This window comes from Bdellovibrio sp. GT3 (assembly GCF_037996765.1).
Classification (GTDB): domain Bacteria; phylum Bdellovibrionota; class Bdellovibrionia; order Bdellovibrionales; family Bdellovibrionaceae; genus Bdellovibrio.
Genome location: NZ_JBBNAD010000002.1, coordinates 19,533 through 44,697, shown reverse-complemented (window position 1 = coordinate 44,697; position 25,165 = coordinate 19,533). Strand labels below are relative to the sequence as shown.

Annotated in this window: 26 protein-coding genes; 11 read left to right on the top strand and 15 right to left on the bottom strand. The window is 45.0% G+C overall.

The window, feature by feature from the left end; genetic code table 11:
- Window positions 1-203 precede the first annotated feature (203 nt).
- A complete protein-coding gene (locus AAAA73_RS01115) occupies window positions 204-2,030 on the top strand; it encodes a hypothetical protein (RefSeq protein ID WP_340596300.1) in 1,827 nt (608 codons plus the stop codon).
- Window positions 2,031-2,097: 67 nt separating this feature from the next.
- Here the strand turns inward: AAAA73_RS01115 and AAAA73_RS01110 are convergent, their stop codons facing one another.
- From AAAA73_RS01110 to AAAA73_RS01100, 3 genes are read right to left on the bottom strand one after another with little or no spacing between them, the layout of a single operon-like run.
- On the bottom strand, window positions 2,098-3,327 hold the full coding sequence (locus tag AAAA73_RS01110) for a glycosyltransferase family 4 protein (protein ID WP_340596299.1): 1,230 nt from the start codon (window positions 3,325-3,327) through the stop codon (window positions 2,098-2,100).
- Window positions 3,328-3,349: 22 nt separating this feature from the next.
- Window positions 3,350-3,976, bottom strand: coding sequence for an acetyltransferase (locus tag AAAA73_RS01105; protein ID WP_340596298.1), 627 nt, complete (start codon window positions 3,974-3,976; stop codon window positions 3,350-3,352).
- Window positions 3,973-4,593, bottom strand: a complete 621-nt coding sequence (locus AAAA73_RS01100) for a sugar transferase (protein ID WP_340596297.1) — start codon at window positions 4,591-4,593, stop codon at window positions 3,973-3,975. The genes AAAA73_RS01105 and AAAA73_RS01100 overlap by 4 nt, the downstream gene beginning before the upstream one ends.
- A 162-nt stretch (window positions 4,594-4,755) precedes the next feature.
- On the opposite strand from AAAA73_RS01100, the gene AAAA73_RS01095 reads away from it, so the two are divergent.
- Together AAAA73_RS01095 and AAAA73_RS01090 are read left to right on the top strand one after the other, a co-directional pair.
- Complete coding sequence (locus tag AAAA73_RS01095) at window positions 4,756-5,967, top strand: DegT/DnrJ/EryC1/StrS family aminotransferase (protein WP_340596296.1); 1,212 nt, start codon at window positions 4,756-4,758, stop codon at window positions 5,965-5,967.
- Between the two features lie 21 nt (window positions 5,968-5,988).
- On the top strand, window positions 5,989-7,839 hold the full coding sequence (locus tag AAAA73_RS01090) for a polysaccharide biosynthesis protein (protein WP_340596301.1): 1,851 nt from the start codon (window positions 5,989-5,991) through the stop codon (window positions 7,837-7,839).
- 67 nt (window positions 7,840-7,906) lie between these two features.
- Here AAAA73_RS01090 and AAAA73_RS01085 read toward each other — a convergent pair whose 3' ends face one another.
- From AAAA73_RS01085 to AAAA73_RS01070, 4 genes are all read right to left on the bottom strand, one after another.
- On the bottom strand, window positions 7,907-8,995 hold the full coding sequence (locus AAAA73_RS01085) for a DegT/DnrJ/EryC1/StrS family aminotransferase (RefSeq protein ID WP_340596295.1): 1,089 nt from the start codon (window positions 8,993-8,995) through the stop codon (window positions 7,907-7,909).
- A 137-nt stretch (window positions 8,996-9,132) separates the two neighbouring features.
- Window positions 9,133-9,603: a hypothetical protein gene (locus tag AAAA73_RS01080; protein ID WP_340596294.1), complete on the bottom strand. Its 471-nt coding sequence runs from the start codon at window positions 9,601-9,603 to the stop codon at window positions 9,133-9,135.
- 96 nt (window positions 9,604-9,699) lie between these two features.
- Window positions 9,700-11,142, bottom strand: a complete 1,443-nt coding sequence (locus AAAA73_RS01075; RefSeq protein ID WP_340596293.1) for a phosphomannomutase — start codon at window positions 11,140-11,142, stop codon at window positions 9,700-9,702.
- Window positions 11,143-11,324: 182 nt separating this feature from the next.
- Complete coding sequence (locus tag AAAA73_RS01070; protein WP_340596292.1) at window positions 11,325-12,560, bottom strand: hypothetical protein; 1,236 nt, start codon at window positions 12,558-12,560, stop codon at window positions 11,325-11,327.
- A gap of 337 nt (window positions 12,561-12,897) precedes the next feature.
- Between AAAA73_RS01070 and cysK the strand changes: the two genes are divergently transcribed.
- Window positions 12,898-13,896 carry a cysteine synthase A gene (gene cysK / locus AAAA73_RS01065; RefSeq protein ID WP_340596291.1) on the top strand — a complete coding sequence of 333 codons (999 nt, stop codon included), beginning with the start codon at window positions 12,898-12,900 and terminating at the stop codon, window positions 13,894-13,896.
- A 3-nt stretch (window positions 13,897-13,899) separates the two neighbouring features.
- Window positions 13,900-14,646: an endonuclease/exonuclease/phosphatase family protein gene (locus AAAA73_RS01060; protein WP_340596290.1), complete on the top strand. Its 747-nt coding sequence runs from the start codon at window positions 13,900-13,902 to the stop codon at window positions 14,644-14,646.
- Between the two features lie 9 nt (window positions 14,647-14,655).
- Here AAAA73_RS01060 and AAAA73_RS01055 read toward each other — a convergent pair whose 3' ends face one another.
- The 4 genes from AAAA73_RS01055 to AAAA73_RS01045 all read right to left on the bottom strand — a co-directional run bounded on the left by AAAA73_RS01055 (window position 14,656) and on the right by AAAA73_RS01045 (window position 16,358).
- On the bottom strand, window positions 14,656-14,961 hold the full coding sequence (locus tag AAAA73_RS01055) for a BrnA antitoxin family protein (protein WP_340596289.1): 306 nt from the start codon (window positions 14,959-14,961) through the stop codon (window positions 14,656-14,658).
- Complete coding sequence (locus tag AAAA73_RS17375; RefSeq protein ID WP_445292014.1) at window positions 14,867-15,193, bottom strand: BrnT family toxin; 327 nt, start codon at window positions 15,191-15,193, stop codon at window positions 14,867-14,869. Before AAAA73_RS17375 ends, AAAA73_RS01055 begins: the two co-directional genes overlap by 95 nt.
- Window positions 15,194-15,307: 114 nt before the next feature.
- The gene (locus tag AAAA73_RS01050) at window positions 15,308-15,835 is read right to left on the bottom strand and encodes a hypothetical protein (protein ID WP_340596288.1); all 528 of its coding nucleotides are present in this window, start codon (window positions 15,833-15,835) and stop codon (window positions 15,308-15,310) included.
- Entirely contained in the window at window positions 15,822-16,358 is a 537-nt protein-coding gene (locus AAAA73_RS01045; protein ID WP_340596287.1) for an RNA polymerase sigma factor, read from the bottom strand. The genes AAAA73_RS01050 and AAAA73_RS01045 overlap by 14 nt, the downstream gene beginning before the upstream one ends.
- Window positions 16,359-16,424: 66 nt before the next feature.
- On the opposite strand from AAAA73_RS01045, the gene AAAA73_RS01040 reads away from it, so the two are divergent.
- From AAAA73_RS01040 to AAAA73_RS01025, 4 genes are all read left to right on the top strand, one after another.
- Complete coding sequence (locus AAAA73_RS01040; protein ID WP_340596286.1) at window positions 16,425-17,072, top strand: hypothetical protein; 648 nt, start codon at window positions 16,425-16,427, stop codon at window positions 17,070-17,072.
- Window positions 17,073-17,084: 12 nt separating this feature from the next.
- The gene (locus tag AAAA73_RS01035) at window positions 17,085-17,360 is read left to right on the top strand and encodes a heavy-metal-associated domain-containing protein (protein ID WP_340596285.1); all 276 of its coding nucleotides are present in this window, start codon (window positions 17,085-17,087) and stop codon (window positions 17,358-17,360) included.
- Window positions 17,335-17,712 (top strand): hypothetical protein, encoded by a 378-nt coding sequence (locus AAAA73_RS01030; protein ID WP_340596284.1) that lies wholly within the window; start codon window positions 17,335-17,337, stop codon window positions 17,710-17,712. Before AAAA73_RS01035 ends, AAAA73_RS01030 begins: the two co-directional genes overlap by 26 nt.
- 152 nt (window positions 17,713-17,864) lie before the next feature.
- A complete protein-coding gene (locus tag AAAA73_RS01025; protein ID WP_340596283.1) occupies window positions 17,865-19,928 on the top strand; it encodes a sodium-translocating pyrophosphatase in 2,064 nt (687 codons plus the stop codon).
- Between the two features lie 139 nt (window positions 19,929-20,067).
- Here the strand turns inward: AAAA73_RS01025 and AAAA73_RS01020 are convergent, their stop codons facing one another.
- Window positions 20,068-20,340: a TMEM165/GDT1 family protein gene (locus tag AAAA73_RS01020; RefSeq protein ID WP_340596282.1), complete on the bottom strand. Its 273-nt coding sequence runs from the start codon at window positions 20,338-20,340 to the stop codon at window positions 20,068-20,070.
- Between the two features lie 61 nt (window positions 20,341-20,401).
- Here AAAA73_RS01020 and AAAA73_RS01015 point away from each other — a divergent pair, with 61 nt between their 5' ends.
- Both AAAA73_RS01015 and AAAA73_RS01010 read left to right on the top strand, forming a co-directional pair.
- On the top strand, window positions 20,402-20,989 hold the full coding sequence (locus tag AAAA73_RS01015) for an exopolysaccharide biosynthesis protein (RefSeq protein WP_340596281.1): 588 nt from the start codon (window positions 20,402-20,404) through the stop codon (window positions 20,987-20,989).
- Between the two features lie 66 nt (window positions 20,990-21,055).
- Window positions 21,056-21,505 (top strand): cysteine rich repeat-containing protein, encoded by a 450-nt coding sequence (locus AAAA73_RS01010; RefSeq protein ID WP_340596280.1) that lies wholly within the window; start codon window positions 21,056-21,058, stop codon window positions 21,503-21,505.
- 47 nt (window positions 21,506-21,552) lie between these two features.
- On the opposite strand, the gene tsaA is transcribed toward AAAA73_RS01010, so the two are convergent.
- The 3 genes from tsaA to metG are packed head-to-tail and all read right to left on the bottom strand — an operon-like array spanning window position 21,553 to window position 25,159.
- Window positions 21,553-22,338 (bottom strand): tRNA (N6-threonylcarbamoyladenosine(37)-N6)-methyltransferase TrmO, encoded by a 786-nt coding sequence (gene tsaA / locus AAAA73_RS01005; protein WP_340596279.1) that lies wholly within the window; start codon window positions 22,336-22,338, stop codon window positions 21,553-21,555.
- Window positions 22,308-23,090: an RNA methyltransferase gene (locus AAAA73_RS01000; protein ID WP_340596278.1), complete on the bottom strand. Its 783-nt coding sequence runs from the start codon at window positions 23,088-23,090 to the stop codon at window positions 22,308-22,310. Before AAAA73_RS01000 ends, tsaA begins: the two co-directional genes overlap by 31 nt.
- Window positions 23,090-25,159, bottom strand: a complete 2,070-nt coding sequence (metG, locus tag AAAA73_RS00995; protein WP_340596277.1) for a methionine--tRNA ligase — start codon at window positions 25,157-25,159, stop codon at window positions 23,090-23,092. Before metG ends, AAAA73_RS01000 begins: the two co-directional genes overlap by 1 nt.
- Window positions 25,160-25,165 lie beyond the last annotated feature (6 nt).

Here is a 25,165-nt window from a genome sequence, read left to right as displayed (position 1 = left end):
TGGTACTGGCTTACTTTATCTAGTATCTGGAGGAATTGCGTGCCTTGCGCCTTCGAGTGCAATATCCAGGGCTGGCTTTTGGTTGTTTATTGCTGGAGTCGTAGTGAGGCTTGGCTTGGACCATGGGGAGTTGCAGTCAAGGTCAAGGACTAGTTGATATGCGATTTTCAACTTGTTAGTATATTTAGTCATTGGGAGTTTTTATGTGCGGTATTTTCGGCGTAGTGTCAAAGAAATCTATAGATAAACGAAAAGTTAAAGTTATTGCAAAACACGCACAACAGCGCGGGAAAGACTCCAGCGGTCTTGTCGTTGTGTCTAGTAGTGATATGAATATCTTAAAAGCCGATTTCGATATTATGTCTTTGTTTGCGAAAGCGAATTTGGATGGGGCAAGATTTGTAGCGGGGCATAGTCGGCTGATCACTAATGGTCATTCTGACAATCAACCTGTAATAACCGACGATATTATAGTTATTCACAACGGTATTATCGTTAATGAAGATGAAATTTGGTCAAAGGTAAAAACGCAACGAACACTTAGTATTGATACTGAAACAATAAATGCGCTGGTTGCAGATATCATTAATTCGGGAGAGAGCACAGACTTAATTCCTTCCCGGGTTCTGGGGGCAAGTAAAGGAGTTGTTGCTTGTGCCGTTATTTTGCCGAAATTAGGTAGAGCATATCTCTTTTCAAATAACGGAAGTTTGTATGTCGGAACGCATGAAGACGCGAACTACTTTTCTTCTGAAAAGTATCCACTTGAAGTCATTGGTTGTGAAAATATTGCGCAAGTGTTTGGTGATGCAGCGGTTTGGGAATTCTCGGTCGTTAATTCGAACTTTCAAACTCAAGAGTTTAAGGAAGTACGAGACGACTTAGTTCCAGGATTGGTTTTAAAGCACTCCCAAGAGAAGTTGTTGGAATATGAGCATCCCCACCTTCACCGCTGTTCAAAATGTATTCTTCCGGCTACCATGCCATTTATTAAATTTGATGAGAATGGAATCTGTAATTATTGTCATTCTTATCGCAAAAGGAATGTGCCTAAGCCTAGTGAGGAGCTCTATAAACTTGTGGCTCCGTATAGGAAAGCGGGTGGAGAGGCTGATTGTATCGTACCGTTTTCGGGGGGACGTGACAGTTGTTTTGCTCTTCATTTGATTGTCAATGAACTTAAGATGAAACCTATTACGTACACATACGACTGGGGAATGGTGACAGATCTTGGTAGGCGGAATATTAGTCGAATGTCATCAATTCTTGGGGTTGAGAATATAATAGTAGCTGCAGATATTACGCAGAAGCGACTTAATATCAAACGAAATTTACAGGCGTGGCTGAAGTCACCACACTTGGGTATGATGAGTATCTTGACAGCAGGAGATAAACACTTCTTTAGGCATGTTGAAACGGTCAAGAAGCAAACTGGAATTGGATTGAATTTGTGGGGGGTGAATCCGCTAGAGGTGACTCACTTTAAAACCGGATTCTTGGATATCCCTCCGGACTTCGAAAGTAAAAAAGTGTATACGCATGGAGTGTTGAACCAGTTTCGATATCAAGCTAAGCGATTCGCAGCTATGAGTCATAGTCCAGGTTACTTTAACAGTTCTCTTTGGGACACTCTATCTGGAGAGTATTATAGATCGTTTACAGAGAAGAGTGATTACTATCATTTATTTGATTACTGGCGTTGGGATGAAGGCGTAATTGATAAGACTTTGTTAGGAACTTACGATTGGGAGAAGGCGCCAGACACCAGTACTACATGGCGAATCGGCGACGGAACTGCTGCATTTTATAATTATGTTTACTACACTGTAGCCGGATTTACGGAACATGACACCTTTAGAAGTAATCAAATTCGTGAGGGGGATATTTCTCGTGAAGAGGCCTTGGAATTAGTGAAGGACGAAAACAAGCCGAGATATCCCAATATTAGATGGTATCTAGATGTTTTAAAGTTAGATTTTGATGAAGTTATTAATGTCGTAAACAATATTCCAAAGCTATATTTCAAATAGGATTTCTGCTTTTAACTAAAGGCTGGATACAACCCAATTTCTTCGGAGATTGGGTTGTGGTATTGGTCTAATGAGTATGTAATAAGTTTTTAATTATTTCATTATAGTCATTAGCTAACACAGTATAAGTGCGATTTTCGTATATCCATTTGTTTCCACGACTACCAATAGCAAGTCGCTCCTCCTTGGGCATTTGCATATACTTACTTATTGTCTTAACAACAGCCTGGGTGTCATGCGCTGGAATGAATTCGCCGCAATTAGCTTCGTTTACCATAGATGGGTATCCTGAATAAGATGCGATTATTGGCTTCCCGGCTCGCATGTAATCAATAAGCTTATTAAGTGACAGGCCAAAATTCCATACTTTGGAGTTGTGTGTTGAGAAGTAAAGAAGATCTGCCTGTGCTAACGCACTTTGCACCATATTTCTTGGAATCTTTGGAGCAAAAATTAGGTTTGGTAGATCGTATTTGCGCATGTACTCCTGTCGAAGTGCACCATCTCCTATCACAATAAAGCGAAGTTCTTTTTCGGATTGCATTCCCTTGGCTGCGTTCAGGAATGGCTCAAGCGCGTTGGTAATTCCGACAGTTCCTGCGTAAACGAAATTGAAATATTTTTTATCAAAATAAGTTAATTTATAGTTTTCAGTGAGTGGAATTGAGTCATCGGCAATATCCTTATCAATTCCCATCGGAATACATGCAACTGGAGGGTGGTTTTTTGTGACGGATTCTACGTGGTCTAACAAGTTTGGCATTGTACCTATAATATAGTCTGAATTTTTATAAGCCAACCTCTCCACTATTCCGAGGAGAAAAACAAAAGGATTGTTTTTACTAAAGCCGCCTTCTTCGATAATGGTTAATGGCCAGATGTCTCTGACTTCAAAAATCAGTTTTGCGCCGAATTTATTCTTGAGATGGAAGCCGTAGAAAATTGTCAGAAGGGATAAGCTAGACACTATGACCACATCAGGTTTCGGAAGATCTTGGGTTTTGAAAGTAAAGAGATTCCACTCAAAATGCAGCCAACTTAGGATTCGTTTGATTGATTTTGCCGTAGTGTATTTTAGAGTTTTCAGAAAAATCAGACGGTAGCCGTGCTTCTTTTCCGAATGACTTTTCCCAACAAACGAGGGGATTTCGCACAGATTATTTGAATCTGATGAAATCACTGTGACATTGTATTCAAGTTTTGCCAACTCTTTCATTAGAGAGTGTCCGCGTCCTCCAAATGAGCTCGCCGTTTGAGGTGCAAAATACTTTGTGATATACCACAGATTCGTTTTCATGTTTTGTTCCATGCCCCAAGATCTAATTTTTAATTTTTGCGGGTGTGCCCACGGCACAAGCATCATTGGGAATATCTCTGACGACCACGGATCCTGCGCCAACCGTTGCACGGGTTCCGACTTTCATCATAGGAATAACAACTGAGCGTGCGCCAACCAATGTTAAAGTGCCGACCGATACGCCACCACAAAGTACAGTTCCAGGCGCGATATGTGTAAACGCACCAATAAAACAGTCATGCTCCACTATGGCTCCGGAGTTGAGGATGCAGCCTTCGGCGATTTTTGCATCAGCATTAACGATAACGCCTGGAAACACCACGCTGCCTGCACCCAAGTTCGCAGTTGACGAAATAATCGACGATGAATGTACAAGGACGGGCAGATTGAAGCCAATTTGGGCTGCTTCAATCTGCAGTTTTTTTCGTGCGTCATTGTTGCCTATAGCAACAATAGCATGAGAAACCTGATTCTCATTGGCATAATTTTTAAGTTGCTGAATGTCGCTAAAAACTGGGGCTCCAAGGAAGTTAGTCTCTTTGGGGTTATTGTCGAAAAAAGCTGCAACTGAGAAATCTGATTTCGATTGAATGATGTCGAAGACTACTTTTGCATGACCACCGCAACCAAATATAACGATTTTTTTCATGTGATATCCGTTTTTTTAGTGGAATTTGAGCTGGCGTCAGCAAATGGTATCATCGTTTCTGAGTTTTTTGCGGCAACGCCCTCTCGGCGGAAAACTTTCCAGATCGTCATCAGAATTATTTTAATATCTAACAACAGACTTTGGTTCTCTACATACCATACATCCAAGTTAAACCTGTCTTCCCAGTTGAGCAGGTTTCTTCCATTTACCTGTGCCCAGCCTGTAATTCCGGGGAGTACATCATGACGACGTGATTGATGAGGGGAGTAGTGAGGTAGGTACTGCATCAACAGAGGTCGAGGTCCCACAAAGCTCATTTCTCCTTTTAAAACGTTTAGAATTTCGGGCAACTCATCAAGACTGGTGCGGCGAAGAAGAAGTCCGAATCTTGTCAGGCGCTGTGAATCCGGAAGAATATTGCCGGACTTGTCGTGCGCGTCCGTCATTGTTCTAAATTTGTACATTTTGAATGGTTTCCCGAGCTTTCCAGGGCGTACCTGGCAAAAAATTGCAGGTTTCCCTAGAAAAAGAATCACTCCAAGGTAAATGAGTGACATGGGAGCTGCAAAAATGAGGCAGCACAATGTGGCTAGAATGAGGTCGAAGCCTCTTTTCATAGATCTCCCTGAGTGAAAAATGGCTCACAGGCTAGCGGAAAAAGTATTGTATCTCAAGTGCTCTCGCGCAGCGCATCCTATAGAGATTCAAATCCGATATTTTGAGGACGCATGGTTTTTTTTAAATTATGCTACACCGGTTTGTATTAAAGAGGGAAAGTAATGAACAGCTTGTTAGCAATAGATGGTGGAGCCGCGCAAAGAAATACGGCTATTGCGCCATGGCCGTATTACGATAAAGATGAAGTTGATAAAGTGGCATCGATACTTGCTTCCGGCAAAGTTAACTATTGGACCGGTAACGAGACTAAGTTGTTCGAAACGGAGTTCGCAGCTTTTCATGGAATGAAGCATGGAATTGCGCTTGCCAACGGTACGCTGGCTTTGGAACTTGCGCTGATTGGTTATGGAATTGGTGTGGGCGATGAAGTGATTACCACTTGCCGAACATTTATTGCTTCAGCGAGCTGCGTTGTGCGAGTGGGGGCGACGCCAGTTCTTGTGGATGTCGACCCTAAGTCACAGAATTTGTTGCCGTCAGAAATTGAAAAATCGATAACTCCAAGAACGAAGGCCATTATTGCTGTTCATTTGGCGGGTTGGCCTTGTGATATGGAGGCCATTCTTTTTATTGCGAAGAAGTACAATCTGAAGGTTATTGAAGATTGCGCGCAAAGCCATGGAGCAAAATACAAGGGAAATTACGCTGGTTCTTATGGTGATATGTCGGCCTTTTCTTTCTGTCAGGATAAAATTATGTCCACTACGGGCGAAGGCGGAATGTTGTTATTGAACGATACAGAGCTCTACGAAAAGCTCTGGGCTTTCAAAGACCATGGTAAAAGCTATGATGCGGTCTTTAGGCGCTCTCATCCTCCGGGGTTCCGATGGCTACATGAAAGCTTTGGTACTAATTGGAGGATGACAGAGATTCAAGGGGCTGTTGGACGAATTCAGTTAAGAAAGTTAAACGACTGGATTTTGAAGAGACGCTTATTGGCAGACGCCATTAGTGCGGGGATTGTTAATGTTCCGGGGCTTGTCGTTCATAGACCAGACGACACAATTTATCATTCTTATTATAAATTCTACGCGATGGTAGACAGCGAGAGATTAAATCAAGGTTGGAATCGCGATCGAATTATGGCGGCTATCAATGCTGAAGGTGTTCCATGTTATTCAGGGAGCTGTAGTGAAATTTATCTAGAGCGAGCTTTTAAAGATGCTGGCCTAGGGCCTTCAGGGCGGTTTGTAAATGCACAGCGAATGGGTGATGATAGTTTGATGTTTCTTGTGCATCCAACTTTGGATTCTGAATATGCTAATGATCTGGTCGATGCTATCACGAAAGTGATGAAAGTGGCTGCTGGTTAGTCGAGAGGAACGGTGTTTTCTATGTTTGTGCGACTGGCTGGGCTGCCAAGGCGAATTAAAATATTATTGATGCTATTCAGTGATTTGGTACTGTTGCCATTGGCTCTTTGGTCTTCGGTCGCACTACGAATGGGTTCTTGGGATCCTGATGTTAGAAGTTATATCTGGTTATTTTTTGTTCTTCCGTTTGTGACGATACCAATTTTTATACGTATTGGTTTGTACAGGGCGGTGATTCGTTATTTGGACGACAAAATCATATATACAGTTTTTTACGGGGTAACTCTTTCAGTTCTTTTGTTGACGGCGGTCATTGTAATGGGGCGTGCTTCAGATTTGCCGCGCTCATCTTTGATAATTTATTGGGTCATGGCTATTGCATATATTGCTTCTAGTCGTTTTTTGGCTCGTGGTTTAATGCGTAGTCTTGAAAGGATAGAGGATCATCGTCAACCGGTCGTTATTTATGGTGCGGGAAGAGCTGGATTGCAAACGGCGTTGGCTTTGATGTCGGGACCTGAGTTTCGGCCGGTGGCTTTCTTTGACGATAATCGTGAGGTTCAAGGAACAAATGTAGTTGGTATACGTGTCTTTGATCCTTCTGAGGCACTTGAGGTAATGAAGGCGAAAGAATGTAGGCAACTGTTGATTGCAATGCCTTCAGCAACTCGTTCCCGTCGAAAGGAAATTATCCAGAAATTTGAGCGGGAGGGCATAGTTTTGAAAACCCTGCCTGGAATGGGAGAACTTGTGGGGGGGCGAGTTCGAATTGAAGACATTCGCGAAGTTGGAGTCGAAGATTTACTTGGGCGAGACCCTGTGCCCCCTTTTGAAGATCTTATTAATTCATGTATTCGTGACAAAGTAGTTTTAGTTACAGGCGCAGGTGGCTCAATTGGGGCTGAATTATGTCGCCAGATTGTTCTCAATACGCCTCGCAAACTGATTCTATTTGAGCAAGCAGAATTTGCGCTTTATAAAATCGAACAGGATATTCATCGTCATCGCATTAATTTTGAAGTCATTCCTGTGTTGGGCGATGTTCTGAATTCAGGGCATCTGGAAAAAGTAATTTCCAAGTATGGAGTTCAAACAGTTTATCATGCTGCTGCCTATAAGCATGTACCTCTGGTTGAAGAAAATATTATTGCAGGTGTTTTGAATAACGTATTTGGAACGTTGGCTGCCTCTAAAGCTGCTACAAGGGGAAAAGTTGATACGTTTGTGTTGATTTCCACTGATAAGGCAGTGAGGCCTACAAATATAATGGGAGCTTCAAAACGTCTTGCGGAACTTATTCTACAGGGTGCAGCTCAGGATACAACACATCAAACTCGTTTATGTATGGTTCGTTTTGGAAATGTTCTGGGGTCTTCTGGATCAGTAGTTCCTTTGTTTAAAGAACAGATTCGAAGTGGTGGCCCTGTCACTGTGACCCATCCTGAAGTCACTCGTTTCTTTATGACCATTCCAGAAGCTGCGCAACTAGTATTGCAAGCGGGAGCGATGGGTAAGGGCGGAGATGTTTTCGTTCTCGATATGGGTGAGTCTGTAAAGATAGTAGATCTGGCCAGAAAGATGATTGAACTCAGTGGTTTGGAAGTTCGAAATTCAGAAACTGGACAGGGTGACATCAGTATTGAATTCACGGGGCTTAGGCCGGGTGAAAAGCTGTATGAGGAGCTTTTAATTGGTGACAACGTTTCCTGGACATCGCATCCACGAATTATGACTGCGAAAGAAGTATCCATTGAGTTTAATCAGTTGATGTCTGCTTTGGAGAGTATGCGTGAAGCTTGCGTTGTCGGCGATGAAAAAATCGTACGGTCGATGTTGAAACAATTAGTTCCTGAGTATCAGTGTCCTCAGTGACCGTTGATGGTATTTGTATTCGCCCACAGAAACATGATTGTAACTGTGGGATAGTCAGCATTAGAATTTATTTTAGGGATTCTTTAACTGCCGCCACAACTTTATCTTGAGTCGCCTCATCTAAGTATGGATGCATAGGCAAGCTCACAACGCGGCTCGCAGCCTCTTCTGACTTAGGGTAAGAGCCTGCCTTGTACTGTCCTGCATAGACTGGCTGTAAGTGCAGAGGAATAGGGTAGTGAACAGCCGTAGGAATGCCTTGTTCTTTCATTTTATTGATGACTGACTCCCGGTTGTCGACTTCAATCGTATACTGTGCATAAGCTGAAGTGTTCTCTGTAAGTATTTTTTGAGTTGGGGCAATGTCTTTAATTAGTTTGGTATAGCGTGCGCCTATTTCATGTCGCAGTTGAATTTCATCGTCAAAGATGTCCATTTTAGCCAGGAGAATCGCAGCTTGAAGAGTGTCAAGTCGTGCATTCATGCCAATTTCTGTGTGGTAGTATCTTTTAGCCTGACCATGAGTGCGAAGAATTTTGATTTTCTCGGCAATTTTATCATCATTGGTAAAGCAAGCTCCACCATCTCCGTAGCAGCCCAATGGTTTTGATGGAAAGAAACTCGTGCAGGAAATTTTCGTAAGATTGCATGATTTTCTGTTCTTATATGTAGCTCCAAAACTTTGCGCAGCATCTTCAATCGTGACGATACCGTATTTCGCGGCAATTTCTTCAATGACATCATAATCGGCGCATTGACCATACAAACTTACAGGAAGGATCGCTTTTGTTTTTTTAGTGATTTTCTCTTCGATCAGATTGGCATCTATGTTGTAAGTTTCTCTATCTATGTCTACAAAAACCGGCACGGCGCCGAAGAAGCTAATAACCTCTGAAGTCGCAAAGAAGCTGAACGGAGTAGTGATGACCTCATCGCCTGGCTTGATGTTGATCGCCATAAGCGCCAGCATAAGAGCATCAGTGCCATTTGCATTCGTTATGCAATGTTTTGCACCCGTGTATTTTGCAAGACGTTCTTCCAATTCAAAAACCTCTGGACCCATGATGTACTGACCGTGATTCAGAACAGTATTAATTTTTTCCTGAACTTGTTTTTGAATTCTTTTTTGCTGGGTCTTTAGGTCGATAAATTCCATGTTGTAAACCTTAGGGATATGAATTGAGTAATGACGAAAGTTTTCTTAAAAAATGACAGAACAATGCAGAAACGCTGCTGTATTGTTTATTAATGTTTGGGTTAATTGTATGGGAACATTTTGTTAGCAGAGGAGAATTAAAACCTAAATCTAACCCCAAACCCAATATCCAAATCCGCATCCACCTTCGGGGAAACGTTCATCGCAACAGCCAACTCCCCAAAAACCTCCATCGCAGGATCAGAGATCATATAAGTCAAACCAACTGGCACACGTGGACCAAACGCCACATCACCGTCGTATTTGCCGTCATCGACAAAGATCAAACGGGCGCCGACGCCAGTGTATAGGTTCATTGGACCTTCAGTCGCCACTTCCCAGGATTGAACGTTGTCGAATAGGAATGTCGAGTGGAGTTGCAAACCACGGTATGAACCGCTGGATGCGCCCACGAAACCATCAACGGAGTTTTTTTCGTTCAAAGTCAAACGACCTGTAAAGCCAATAGGATCACCAACGACTAAGCCTGCTGCAAAGTCGGCGTGAGCCGTGGATGCACATAGAAGAGAGAATGAAAGAGCAAGTGCGGTAAGTACGTTTTTGGTCATAGGAATAAACCCTCCGCGGTAAATTCTGGAGGGCTCGGCTGCAATTGTCTACGCATTTGGTGCCAGGTCCTATTTACGGAAGCATTGGGTCATAGATTAAGGAGTCTGGATAAATTCCTTAATTTTTCCCAAAGCCTTTTCCGCAATTGCATCAGCCTCTTTTTGTGTAGAAGCCTCAGTGTAACAACGGAACTCCGGTGCATTCCCCGACGGGCGCAGGTGAACCACTTGCTCGCTGGTCGTCGTCATGCGCAAACCATCTAGAGTGTTCTTGGACCAAACATTGGCTGTCGGGAGAAGACTTTTGATGAAAGCGTCTGGATTGGCACTTACGGATTCTATAATTTTAGCGCTTTTTTCCGGCGGACAATTTTTCGCAAGCACACTTGATGTGAATCTTGGTGGAAGCTTGTCGACAACATCGGCAACTGTGCACTTTCTTTTCGCAGCCATCCCCAAAATAGCCAAAGCAGGCAGGATCGAGTCGCGCGTTGGCAGGGATTTTAGTTCTGTCGCAAGTTTAACAGGGGAGGATAGAATGTAACCTCCGTTTGCTTCAAAACCCGCCACTGATTTAAATTCGGAGTTCAGGTTGTTTAGCGCCTCAACCACATAAGGTGATCCGATTTTAGTGAAGATGATCTTTTTAAATTCTTTGATTTTAGAAACTCCAGAATTACAGCTGATCGGAAGTGCGATCGCCTCGACCCCTAGGAATTCGGAGCAAATAATCCCAAGCTTGTCCCCTTGAACCAGGCGGCCTTTGTTGTCGATGACCAGAGGTCTATCGCCATCACCATCTGTGCTGATCAGTGCGTCGGCATTGTGCTCGCTGATCCATTTTTTGAATAGATCCAAGGACTCAACAGCCTCTGTGTCGACGGGAATAAATTGATCGCTGCGGCCTACGCGAATGACCTGAGCTCCAAGGTAGTCAAGGATGCTGCCCATGTATTCACGTGCGGCAGAGGAGTGTTCGTAGAAAATAACTTTTGTACCTTTAAGGCTGTGATTCGCCAGTGCTTTTACATAGCGGTCGATGAAAAGCTCTTTGGCATCATCAGATGCTTTTTTGGTGTCAACGGCGGATTTTCTGATCAAGGACCCCTCTTCGTCGAAGAGTTCCTTGGCGAAGTTCTCTTGTTGCAGTCTTTCGTAATTTTTGAAGATTTGCTCGTCGTCGCTTTTTAGTGTTTCGCCTGTTGCCAGATAAAATTTGATTCCATTGCGATCAGCCGGGATGTGACTGCCTGTCACCATGATAGCTAGGGATTTGTTTTCTGCAGAGTAATAAGCCAGGGCCGGAGTCGGCAGCACACCACAGTTGTGGATGCCCTTTTTATGATCGGCTAGTGCATGCTCGATGGCGTTTAGAATCTTGGGGCTGCTTTCTCTAAGATCCATACCCACTGAAACGTTGCTCGCTGGAGTCGCGATATTCGCATGTTGAAGAAATGCAGTCGTAAGAAGATACGCCTCGCGGTCCGTAAACTCCGTCACCAATCCACGCACTCCGCTAGTCCCAAATTTCAATCCCATGCTTGTCTCCGAAAGGTACGCCGTACCTTCGGAGGTGCGGCGCAGAACCGCCGCGGTTCCGCACTGAGTAATGTATCGTATGAAACGGGTCAGGGGGAAGCTGCGTTTGGTGCCAGGTCCTGTTTACGGAAGCGGCGCAGAACCGATATCGGTTCTGCGGGGCGTAATACAATGGTTGGTAATTAATTTCCTATTGTTACACGAACGTTGGTATCGATCATTCCTAGTTGCCCGTCATCGCCGTCTTTGCCATCGGCGCCATGTTCGCCATCTTTACCTTTGTTGCCGGGAGATGCGCTTGCACATTTATGGAAATGATTGCCTGGAGCGCCGCCTGGTCCACCGATTTGTCCAGGGTTACCTTTGCCTTTGCGGCCACCTTTGCCGGTTTTTTGGAAAACTTCTAGTGAAAACTTAGAATGATCTTCGATTTTTACACTGAGGTTTCCTGTTGAACCACCTTTAGATCCATCTTCGCCGCGGGAGCCACTTAATCCGTTTGCCCCATCTGAACCGGAGGTTGGGTTTGTGATACATCGTGGTTCTTGGGCGCCAGAGCAGTGCTTGCCGTGACAAGGGATCATTTTGGATAAAACTCCATCTTCGCCATTCTTGCCCGCAGCTGCAGGTTGACTCATGTGTCTGCGGCCTTGTTCAGAAATTAAGTCAATAGCGTCTCTTCCATCTGTGCCATCAGCGCCAATCATTGCGACGCGAAGATTTCCTTCGGCATGGTCTGCTTCAATGGAGATATTGGAATTTTGAAACTGAAGCGGTTTGTTTCCTATTGTCTTTTGATTAAAAGTGACAATATGCGATCTATCTTCGGCAATACCTGTTTGGTTTTCAATGTCTTCAACATAAAGTTTGTTGGTCTCAATTCTTATGTTGTGGCCGTTAGTGAAGAGTTGTGCGCCATTTAAAAAGTATGTTCTGTTAGGTGTGATATTAAGTTCGGTAGATAGCGAACCTGATTGCGTAACAATATAGTCATATGGGCTGACTAAGTCTGTGCGTTCAAGTTTGGAAAGGAACGAGCCACCATGGACGGGCGCAGCGTAAGCACGAAGAGTAAGATTAATCTTTTGATTGTGTTTTGTGTCGTATTTGAAAAAGTTGTTTCCGCTGACTGATTTTTGGAAGTTTCCATTAATGTACACCTCCATAGACCCAACTTCTTCAGGCCATTTAACAACCATCTGATAGTAACCGGGCTCATCCAGCTCTACGAATTCAACCGAGGTATTTGAAGGTTTAAGAACCACAACGCCGTTCTTATGATCCTCCTGCATCTGCTTCGTAACCTCATCCGCCAAGTCCTGGCGCTGTTTATCCTCAGCATCTTCCTTCTTGAAGGCACATGCGCCGACAAACAAACACAAACCAAGAACCAACAATTTATGTAGTGATAGCTTCATAAAAACGCTCCATTAACAGGGCAGTATAAATAATCACATTCGTTATACCCGAATTTTTGCCCGTTTCAGAGGCAAGGATTGGGGAGGGAAAGAGTTACCTAAGGTGTCTGATTTTTAGACATTGCCAAGGGCCAATAGGCAAATAAACAGCATCCTGTGAATAAGCAGTCGTCTATGTTTTGGACGCATTAAAACCTTGTACTAAAACAAGGTCGGGGAATAGCAGAATTCCCGCAAAATCCCCCTCTGCCACTGGTGTCTCTTCAGACTCGGGAGTAGACTATATATCTAGTCTCCGGTCCGAGGGGGCTTCCAAAATAAAAGGAACTTTTCAGCCATGAGAATCTATTCAGACATCACAAAAACTATTGGTAAAACACCCCTCGTTCAAATGCAAAGAATCGGCAAGGGGCTTCCGGGAATTCTGCTTCTAAAACTTGAATTCTTCAATCCGTTGGCTTCGGTTAAAGATCGTATCGGTCTTGCGATGATCGAAACTGCCGAGCTAGAAGGAAAATTAAAACCCGGCATGGAAATCATCGAGCCCACCAGTGGCAACACGGGAATCGCGCTGGCTTTTGTGGCGGCAGCAAAGGGCTACTCAATTACTTTAGTGATGCCAGAGACCATGTCGCAAGAACGCAGAACTTTGCTTCTGCTTCTTGGGGCAAAAATAATCCTGACTCCGGGGCCACTTGGTATGAAGGGTGCGATCGCTAAAGCGACCGAGCTTCATGAGCAAAGTAAGAACTCGTGGATGGCCGGGCAATTTGATAATCCAGCCAATCCGGCAATCCACAAAGAAACCACCGCCCTGGAAATCTGGCAGGATACTGACGGACAAGTGGATATGGTCATCAGTGGAGTGGGCACTTCGGGAACAATCACAGGTGTCGGGCAAGTTCTAAAAGCAAAAAAACCTTCCGTGAAAATCATCGCGGTCGAGCCAACTGAAAGCCCCGTGCTCTCGGGCGGTAAGCCAGGCCCCCATAAAATCCAAGGGCTTGGCGCGGGCTTCGTGCCCTCTGTGATGGATCGCGGGGTTGTGGATGGTGTGGAGCAAGTCTCTTCCGAAGAATCCATCAAGATGGCTCGTGAAATCATCAAAAAAGAAGGCATTCCTGTGGGAATCTCTTCTGGTGCCGCGGTTGTTGCGGGTCTTCGTCAGGCCTCCAAAGAAGAAAATCGGGGCAAGAATATTGTTGTTATTATTCCAAGTATGTCGGAAAGATATCTTTCAACTCTTCTGGCCGAGCAGGAGCGCACGGAAGCTCAGGCTTTGAAAGTACAAGAAGTGAATGAAGCCTATCTCGCAAAAGTGGGCAACAAAGGATAGCGAATGGTTCCCTTTAAGATTCCAGATATTGGAAAAGTATTAATGAAGATCGGGGAGGCGGGCGAAGTGCTTGCTCCCACGTCTGAGTTGAATATCTTTGTCTGGAATGTGTATAAGGGACAGCGTGCACATATCTTTGAAAATGATTTCCGTAAGCACGGCAGTGGTAAGGATTTTATTCTGCTGCAGGAAGCCTTGGTTGATAACAAGATGCCGCTTCTATGGAAGCAGGATTTTTCCTCTTATGAGTGGCATCTGGCGCAAAGCTTTCACTACAAGAAAAACCAGAACAGCACCGGTGTTGCCATCGGCTCCAAATACACTCCCAGTGCCGTTGATTTTATCCGCTCCAGCTCGCGAGAACTTTTTTGGCTGACTCCCAAGTTGACGCTTTTTAGTGAGTATGAGTTCGAAGGTCGTAAGGTTCTGGTCGTGTGCACGCACGTTCTGAATTTCGTGACCACGGGGGCCTTTACAACTTCACTTTATGAAATAGCCGAGCGCATATCCACGTTCGATGGCCCTGTGGTTTTGGCCGGAGACTTTAATACGTGGAATGTAAAACGGCATTTGATTATGAAATCAATTTTCCGTGATTTAAAGCTGGAACATCTAGATCTGGAAAATGACGGACGCTTGCTGAAGCTTGATCACGTCTTCGTGCGTGGCTTCGATGTTCTTAAAGCCGAAGTGCACAGCTCGGTACTTAGTTCCGACCACTTTCCGCTGGAAATTAAGCTAAAACTTTAAGCTTAGGTCTTAGACAGCTTTCTTTAAAATTTCGTTGATCAGGCTCTGGTAGGGAATGCCTTGCTTCTTGGCTTTCTTTTTAAGTTTATTTAGAACTTCTTCGTCAATTCGAATGGAAATGGCCTTGCGCGGGAAAAAAGAGATCAAAGGACGGCCAGGGCGCACCATTCTATCCAGCTGCTCCGGGGTTAACTCAGGCATATCCGAATAGTCTATATCCTCATCCTTTACTTCTCTGGGAATACCTATTTTTTTCGCTCTTACTAGCACTTCTTGCATTGATAATTCTACAATATTGGATTTCTTTTTTCTCATCTGCTGATCTCCTTATTGTGAAGGTCACCGATAAAATGCGACCGTTCATGGAAAGTCCAAGTGCAGTAAAACGCTTTTCGTTCTGCGAATGCTTCAAGTCTTCTTCTATTAAAATAGAGGCATCTAGCCAAACCGTACCTGCTTCGCTAAAGTCTATTCCGTGTTTTAGAATATTTCTGGCACTCTTGGTGGGATCCCATTGAAATAGGATCCCTTTATTATGTATATACATAATTATTCTCTAAGTAAAGATGTTAGAGAACAGCTATAAGCAATTGCTGTGCGCCAATTACTTATAATTAAAATGTATTAGGTAAATTCTGAAAAGCGAATGTCGGACTTGTGTTTAGCTAAAGCTAAAAACCTTCTTCAAAGTCATGCGCGAAACCGAAGCCATCTCTCCAGCCACCAAAGCGCCGAAGATCCAGAAAACCCCGGCTTCCCATGAAATCCCTTGAGCCAGCATCGCAAACACGCCTAGTGATAGCAATGCCACAGAGCCGATCGTCAGTGCGCGAGAGCGCATCACCACCAACCACTCGTCATACTTCAATACAAAGCGTGCCAGGATGAAAGTCACAGCCAAGTAGAAGGCTCCGCAAAAGGCCTGACAAAACATCGGGGAGATATTCATGAACACGTCCATCAAACCTTCACCATCAAAGAACAAACGCGTGCCAAACTGAGGGCAGGCCATCAAGGTGAAGAAAGAACTCACCAAATGGATGCCACCCAGCTTCACTGCAACCGCAGATTTTTTAGGAGCTGTGCGCGCAATTTCAGAATGAATTTTGTTTAAGACAAAAGAAGAACCCGCAGGCACCTGACCCGCATCGTTTTTAAAAGACTCAAAATCATTTTTAACGTCTTTCATTTTTTCTCCTTAAGGCTTTCAGCGCCCGGCTTACCAATTGACGAATGTTGCTGTCTGAAGTTTTCATTCGACGTGCCATTTCATCGTATTCAAGTTCGTCCAAATACCTTAAACGCAAAGCCTCTTGTTCCCGAGGCTTCAGTTCATTCAACAAGACCGAGGCCTCCTCCTCATGCTCTATATTAGGAGAGGGGGCTTCAGTTTGTGACAATTTATCGTCCCATTCGAGGTCTGTTCGGTTTTCTTTTTTGCGATAATCTTTTAATTCACTGCGAGTGATGACGTAGATCCAGGCCAAGGCTTTGTGTTTGGGGTCGTAGAGGTGTTTTTTACGAAAGACCTGCATAAAAACGATTTGCAGGACCTCATCCGCTTTTTCAGCAGATAAACCGCGCTTTTTAGCATAGGCAAGAACACGCCCGGAATGTCTCAAGTAGAGATAATCCAATGCCTTCGTCTCTCCGTCAGCCAGAGAGATTAAAAGTTCTTCGTCTGTTTGGTCTTCCAATTTTTTTTCAATCACTTTGTCACAAAACCTTTGTCCTTATCCTAATAGCCTATGAAGGAACACACAAGCAGGAAGTAAGACATGATAAAGACGTTACTACTCGCACTCACAGCCACATTTCTCACAGCCACATTTATTTCTCTGGCAAACGCATTTGCTCATCCGGTTTCATATCAAGGTGCCGTGTCGCTTATGTCATATAATAAGCCTGATGAAAATGAATTGCTATTAACTTACTCCTTTAAATCTTATGTGGCCGCAGGTCTGTATTACTTCCGTGAAGGTGAAACAAATTATTCGATGCCGCGAGTGAATTTACTCGCAAAACGTTGGAATAACGAAGACTCCCAAGCAAATATTTATCTTGGCGCGGGCTACGGTGTCGAAAGATCTTTTGATGAAAGCAAAGCCGTTACTTATGGCTCTGTCGATGTCGATTGGGAGTCACGTAAGTACTACACCGCCGCAGCTTACAGTCGTTTCTTTAGAGACAGCTCCGGCCCTCAGGCACGCCCGGATTTTGAAATGATCAAAGCCCGTGTCGGGTTTGCTCCTTATCTGGCCGAGTACAACGACATCAATGCCTGGTTGATTCTTCAAGCTGATAAGAAAAACGATTCCGGCACAGAGCTCACTCAATTCGTAAGACTATTTTATAAAAACGTCCTGATTGAACTGGGTGCGGGATTCAACGGTAACTGGGCATTTAACTATATGGTGCATTTCTAATAAGGAGAAATCATGAAGGCTTTAATTTTTACATTCTCAATTCTTGCTTCAACATTTGCATTCGCGGCTGAAACAGAAACAGTCGGGGTGAACGGGATGGTGTGTTCATTCTGTGCTCAGGGAATCACTAAAAAATTTCAGGAACAACCCGAGGTGGATAAAGTGGATGTGAGCCTGGAAAAGAAATTTGTCAAACTCACTTACAAAGACGGCAAAAAACTTTCTCACGAGAAAATTTCAAGTCTGCTAAAGGATGCGGGTTATGAAGTTAGCTTCGACAAAAAATAGTTTCGTATCTTATCTGACTCTATTTAGTTCGGCGGGGACGCTCATTTGTTGTGCGCTTCCCGCGCTCTTGGTGAGTCTTGGCTTGGGGGCGGTGCTTGCAGGTCTTGCAAACAATATCCCGGGTTTGATTTGGATTTCTGAACACAAGGTTCAAGTGTTCGTTTTTGCAGCAGTGATGTTGGCCTTTAATGGCGGGTGGTTGTGGTACAACCGCAACGCGCCTTGTCCTATTGATCCGGATCTTAGAGATGCCTGCATAAGAGGCAGAAAGTTCTCAGCTCGCGTTTACGCGATCTCAGTAGTTGTTTTTTTGATCGGTGTCTTCTTCGCATTCATCGCTCCGAATATCTAAAAGGTACGGCCTTACCTTCCAAGTAAGTCCGTACCTGACGCGCTGGGCCTCGAAAGCGTGAACTCAGCACTCCCTTCATTGACTGCATGCAATGTTTTTATTATCCCTAAGTCTTCGTAATTTAAACGAGAAATCAAACATGGAGTGCAACAATGTTTAGTAATAACTTGCTAATGTCTCCAGCGATCGCTGGGGTTATTGGTTTGGTGTTGGCAGTAGTTCTGTACCTTCGCGTGAAGGCACAGCCAGCTGGCAATGAAACGATGAATCGTATCGCGGGCTACGTTCGTGAAGGTTCAATGGCTTTCCTTGTACGTGAGTACAAGGTTCTTTTTGTCTACGCTATCGTCGTAGGCTTGATTCTTTGGTTCGCATTGGGCTTGGTTGCAGCAGGATCATTCATCCTGGGTGCATTCTTGTCTTTGCTTGCGGGCTTCTTCGGTATGAAAGCTGCGACTTACGCAAACGTTCGTACTACTCAAGCAGCAGCAACTGGTTCTAAACCAGCAGCTCTTCTTGTGGCTTTGGACGGCGGCGCTGTAATGGGTCTTTCCGTTGCGGGTCTTGCTTTGATTGGTCTTGGTTGCCTTTACTTGAAATTTGATGGCACTGAACAAATGGGCACAATCCTTCACTCCTTCGCAGTAGGTGCTTCTTCAATCGCACTTTTCGCGCGTATCGGTGGTGGTATCTATACTAAAGCGGCTGACGTTGGTGCAGACATCGCTGGTAAAGTTGTAGAGAACATTCCTGAAGACGATCCTCGTAATCCAGGCGTTATCGCAGATAACGTGGGCGACAACGTTGGTGACGTGGCAGGTATGGGTGCTGACATCTACGAATCGATGGTTGCGGCTATCGTTTCTGCTACAGCAATCGCTTTGACTATCCCTCTAGAGGGCTTGTCTAAATTGATCGCTGAGGGTGCTGATGCAGCCAATGCTCGTACTGCGGGCGTTATGCTTCCATTGCTTCTTTCCGGTCTTGGCATGGTGATCTCTATCATCGTGATCTTTGCCGCGCGTATTTTCAAAAACGGAAAGCCAGCAACGGTTCTTCGTAATGCTTTGATCATCCCGCCAATCTTGTTGACGATCGCTTCTTACATCATCATGCCGATGTTTGGTCTTTCCCAAACAGTGACTGTTGCTTTGGCAGCAGGTGCATTCGGTGGTGCTTTGATCGGTTTGATCACTGAGTACTACACGGCAGCTCGTCCAATCCGTTTGGTTGCTGAGGCAGCTTTGACAGGTGCAGGTACTGGTGTGATCCGTGGTTTGGCAGTGGGTATGGAATCAACAGCGATCCCAATGTTGATCGTGGTTGCTGCAGCTTACGCTGCGGACCAAGCTTTGGGCCTATACGGTATCGCTATCGCCGCAGTTGGTATGTTGGCCGGTACTGCAGTTGTAATGACTGTGGATGCTTACGGTCCAATCGCCGATAATGCTGGTGGTATTTCTGAAATGTCTGGTCTTGGTAAAAACGTTCGCGACATCACTGATGAATTGGATGCAGTTGGTAACACAACAGCAGCTATCGGTAAGGGTTTCGCTATCGGTTCAGCTATCTTGACGGTTGTTGCTCTATTCTCTGCATTCAACATGGAAGTAAACCATGTTCGTATCAAAGCGGGTATGGCTGCAATGTCTTTGGAGCTAACTACTTCAGGCGTATTGATCGGTATCTTGATCGGTGCAATCCTTCCGTTCCTTGTTGGTTCAACAACAATGACTGCGGTTGGTAAAGCTGCTCAAAAAATCGTAATCGAAATTGCTCGTCAGTTTAAGGAAATCCCAGGCCTTCGTGAAGGTAAAGCAGAACCACAACCTGCACGTATCGTGGATATCGCAACAAAAGCAGCTCTAGTAGAGATGATTTTGCCAGGTATGATCGCGATCCTTGCTCCGGTAGCAGTTGGTTTCTTGATGGGGCCTCAAGCTCTAGCAGGTATGCTTGCTGGTTCATTGGCTGTTGGTGCAACAATGTCTTTGTTCATGGCGAATGCCGGTGGAGCATGGGACAACGCTAAAAAATTCATCGAAAAAGGTGGATTGCCAGGTCATCCTAAAGGATCTGACGCTCACAAAGCAGCTGTCGTTGGTGACACTGTTGGTGACCCGTTCAAAGATACTTCAGGTCCAGGTGTTGCGATCTTGATCAAAGTTATGTCTGTCGTTTCTTTGTTGATCGCTCAATTGATCGCTACTATCTAGTAGCGGTCTTTGACCCGAATATTCAAAACAAAAAAAGGAGTCGTTAAGACTCCTTTTTTTATTTGCTAATGTTACATAATGCTTCTGGATCGCATTCTTGTTATTCAACAGGCGCGAACCACATCTTGCTGAACTGAATTTATCCTTTAGATGTTAGAACCCAAATCCCGACCAGGATAAACAAAGTCCCAGAAACGTATTTCATCATTTGTGGATTCAATAGTTGTCCTAAGTATCGACCAAAGATCACACCCAAAGCGCCGGCAAGTCCCAAAGCCAATACAACAGCAATTAAAACAGTCATGGTGGACTTGGTCTGGCTCGATGCTGCTAGAGCTGCGAATTGAGTTTTGTCACCCATTTCCGCCAGGAAAATTGTTATGAATGTGCTCGCAAAAATCTTCCAATCCATAGCCGGTCCTTTAGAATAATATGGAATCTTAGTCATAGGTTCTTGGCGAAAGGAAAGCAAATTGAAAAGTGAATTTATTGCCGCCATGGATCTGCTGCAGGAAGAAGCGGGACATGGAGATCTCTCTTTAAAAAGAGTGTTCCAGCTGCTGGGTGAAGAGGGACACGGGATGATCTTGTTGTTCCTGTGTTTGCCGTATCTTTTTCCCATCCCCGTGCCGGGGCTTTCAACGATTTCAGGAATTCTGATAATACTGGTTTCGTTTTTTCTGCTTAGAAGAAGGCCACCGTGGCTGCCCAAGCGCTGGGAGCAGGTTTCGGTCTCTGCAAAAACTGTTTTGAAACTTAGTAACTATGCTGAAAAAGTGTGGACCTACGTCGCAAAAATCGTGCGAAAACGAATGCAGTTTTTCTATGAGCTTCAGGCATTCCGTGTCCTGAATTTTCTGGTGCTTTCCGTAAACGCCTGTTTACTTGCGCTGCCTTTGCCCATTCCGTTTTCCAACACTGTGCCCGCAATTGCCATCGTCCTGTCAGCAATTGGTTACCTTGAAAGAGATGGCCTGTTCACACTGTTTAGTTATTTGTGGTGCGCAATTGTCGCCAGCTTTTTTACCTCATTGGCAATGGGAGCAAGACTTTTGCTGTAGTCCGGCAAAACGATATTGCATCAAATCCGAACAGGTCTATGATTATCCTATTCCATAGGAGGAAAAATGAAATCATTGATCGCATCATGTGCTTTTGCTTTGACGACTTGTTTTGCAGTAAGCGCATTCTCTCAAGGCGCCGCAGAGGTGACTCCAGCCCCGACTACGACTCCAGATATGTCCCAACCTGCACATGGTGCAATTAAAGATGGTCCTTGCATGAAAGACCGCGAAGCATTGTGCCCGGGTGTGGCCCCAGGTAAAGACATGCACAAGTGCATGCGTAAAAATAAATCCAAAGTATCCAAAGAGTGCAAAGCTAAAATGGAAGACATGAAAAAGAGCTTCAAAAATATCCATGAAGCATGTCACGAAGATGTGGAGAAATTCTGCTCTGACGTGAAGCCAGGAAAAGGTGCAGTGATCCAATGTATGAAAGGTCACGAGGACCAAGTTTCTCAAGCCTGCAAAGATCAATTGGCTAAAGTTAAAGACAAACACAAAAACGGAAAATAATCCGATTCCTTCAGAAAGCCTCAATCTCAAATTGGGGCTTTTTTATACTAAAAAGTTTGCTTTAAAAATTCCCGGTGGATTTCTTTGTCCTGATAAGTGTCGTCAGAGTTTTTTAAATCCTTTGAACTGTAACCACTTTCAATCCGTAAAACATTCACTGTCTGATCTTTCACAGTGAAGACCGCTCGCCAAGTGCGATAGGCGATAATGAACTCACTTTCAGAGAGAGCTTTAACGCGCTTCTTTTTTCCGTTGGTAGGTTCAAATTCCAATTGATGCTGCAAAAAGCCACGCAGATTTTCAACTCCCATGGCTTGCAGGTAAACCAAAGCTTTTTCGGCTGCTACAGAAAACTCCACATTGTGTTTTTCCGCTTCATTCAGCCACTCGGGCTCGACTTCGGGGAAAGAATCCGCATAGGCGACATAGGGTTTGATATCCAGAATCGGGGAGCCATCCAAAATGTCTGCTCCCGCAACTGTGATGCTTAGTTTTTCAATACTCACCACATCCACGCAGCTCATGCCAACCGGATTGGGGCGGTAAGGGGAGCGGGTGGCAAAGACGCCGATTTTAGTGTTGCGCCCGCGAGGTGGCAACACCATGGGATTCCAATGGTCGTTGCGATGAAAGGCAAATATCACCCAAATCTTTTTGCAGCCTTCAAGACCCGTCAGCGCCTGTTCAAAATTCTGCCCACCAAGGAGTTCAATCACTCCTTCAGCATGATGACTGTCGGGCTGGCGGCCCGCCTCGTAGGGGTGCACCTGGGAGCTTTTAAAATAGCCAATCGGTGTGAGCTCTATTTTCGGGTTCGCCACTGTCTCATCCATTCAAATCCGGCCACTGCCGCAGTGACGCCCACGTTTAAAGAATTTTTACGACCACGCAAAGGAATCACGCGAACTTCGTCGATCAGTTGCAAAACCGTTGGATCCAAACCAAAGCGTTCGTTACCTAAAATAAACGCCGTGGGTTCAGCTTCAAAGCTTTCGTATAGGTCTGACGCTGAGGCCGCTGTTTCAAGGGCTACCAGGCGGTAACCATTTTCTTTCAGCATCTCCAGGCACTCCATCAAGTGGGTGTGTTCCTCCCAAGTCATGTATTCCTGAGTACCCATGGCGGTCTTTTCCACTTTCCACTGCGTGGGGTTGGGAGTGTAGCCGCAAAGGCAGATGCGCTCAGCACCCAGGCATTCTGCGGTTCTAAATATAGAGCCGACGTTGAAGGCCGAGCGGATATTATCCAGGACAAAAACCAGTGGCAGCGTTTCCTGCGGAGCTGCGTTTTTGTCGTTTTCAATAATCAGAAATTCATCATCCTGCAAATTGCGATTCAAAATTCGTTCAAAGGGAATTGCAAAGCTCACGAAGTGCTTCAAAGTCATTTTCCCGTGCAAGTGATCGCGCAAAGGTGCAAGGCGACCCACATCTGCATTCTCAGACGAAGTCAGTTGGGAAATTTTATCTTTAAGCAGAGCAAGTTTAGATGGATCAAAAGAAAAATCCCCCGAGGATTTCTCAAGCTCAATAAAAAGCTTATGAATTTCTTCGAGGGATTTCTTATCCTGAGCTGAAAGGCTCATTACTTCACTCTTTGGCCGACTTTAGCGCCATCATCCGGGGAAAGCATGAATAAATCACTGCCACCAGTACCGGCCGCCAGGATCATACCTTCAGACATACCAAATTTCATTTTACGCGGTTTTAGATTCACGCACACCAAAAGCTTACGACCTAAAAGTTGTTCAGGTTTGTAAGCAGCTTTTATACCGGAAATAATCTGACGAATCTCGCCATTGCCGATATCGACTTTCAAACGAAGAAGCTTGTCGGCTTCTTTGATCTCTTCAGCTTCAACAACCTGACCAACACGAAGCTCGACTTTTTCAAAGTCCGCAAACTCAATCTCGCCCGGACCCGCCTCCGCTGAAGCTACTGCGGGCGTGCCCGCCACGGCCTTGGCGGCGGCAGGGGCTGTGGAAGCGGCCTTCTTCGCGGCCTGGATTTCTTCGTTGATCTTGCGACCTTCCTCAACCATGGCTTTCACTTTGTCAGCTTCCACGCGGGTTGCAAGGTGCTCGTAATCGTTAATTGAACGATTTGTCAGAACAGTATTGATGTCGCTCCACTTGTAGTCGCCTTCGCCCAATAGCTTAGCCACTTTGGCCGTGTATTCAGGAAGAACCGGTTTCAGGTAGATTGCCAGCATTCTGAAAACATTCAAAGTCGTGGTGATCACTTGTTTTGTGCCAACTGGATCTGCTTCCAATGTCTTCCACGGAGCTTTTTCGTCAAAGTACTTATTCGCATCATCAGCAAGAGTTCTGATTTCAGTCAGAGCTTTGGCGAAATCACGGGCCTCAAAGTGGCCAGCAATCACTTCTGATTTGCTTTGCGCGTGCGCGATCAGCTTTTGCCCCTCAGTGTCTGGCGTGCTCATTACGCCGTCCATTTTCTTTTTCAACATCTGGCCGCCACGGGAACCGAGGTTTGTGATTTTACCCACAAGCTCCGAGTTCACACGGTTTACGAACTCTTCCAGATTCAAATCGATATCGTCCACAGAGCTGTTTAGTTTTGTGGAGTAGTAGTAGCGCAAGTACTCTGGGTTCAAATGATTCAGGTAAGTACGAGCCGCAATAAATGTCCCTTTGGATTTGGACATTTTTTCGCCGTTCACCATCAAGTGACCGTGAACGAAAACCTGATTCGGCGAACGGAATTCCGCAGCCTTCAAGAAGGCCGGCCAGAAAATCGTATGGAAGCGGGCGATGTCTTTACCGATGAAGTGGTAGATTTCACGCGTCGGATCCTGCCAGATGTCTTTCAAGGTTTTGCCTTGAGACTTTGCCCAGATTTCAGTCGTGGACATATAGCCCATCGGTGCATCCACCCACACGTAGAAAAACTTTTTGCCATTCGTGCCCGGAATCGGGAAGCCAAAGTACGGCTCATCACGGGAAATATCCAGATCGTGAAGATCCTCATTGAACCACTCGAGCATTTTTTTTGCGATGTCCGGGGCGCAGTGTTTCGGGATCCACTCTTCCAGATATTTTTTGAAATCATTTAGTTTGAAGAAAATACTTTCGGAGTCTTTAATCACCGGAGTGGTGCCGCACATTGAACAGTGCACATCCTTCATATCACTAGGTGAGTAAGTGGATGCGCAGACATCACAGGAATCTCCGTATTGTTCTTTGGCGCCGCACTTAGGGCATGTGCCCTTAACAAAACGATCCGGCAGGAACATCTTGTCGTGGTTGCAGTAAAGTTGTTGAATGGCTTGAGTGCGCGTGTGATTGCCTTCAACGAACTTGCCGTAGAATTGTTCAATCAGGGCTTTGTTTTCCGGAGCGTTTGTAGAACCGTAGTGAGAAAACTTAATTTGAAAATCCGCGAAGTCAGCCGTGTGTTCTTTAAAAGAAGCCGCAATCAACTGTTCCGGAGTGATGCCTTGCTCGCGAGCCTTGACCATGATCGGAGTGCCATGGGTGTCGTCGGCGCAAATGAATACGCATTCGTTGCCGCGCATGGTTTGAAAGCGTGCCCAGAAATCAGCTTGTAGATACTCCACCAAGTGGCCCAAGTGAATGTAGCCGTTGGCGTAGGGCAGGGCACAGGTCATCAAAATTTTACGCGGCGAACTCATCAGCTT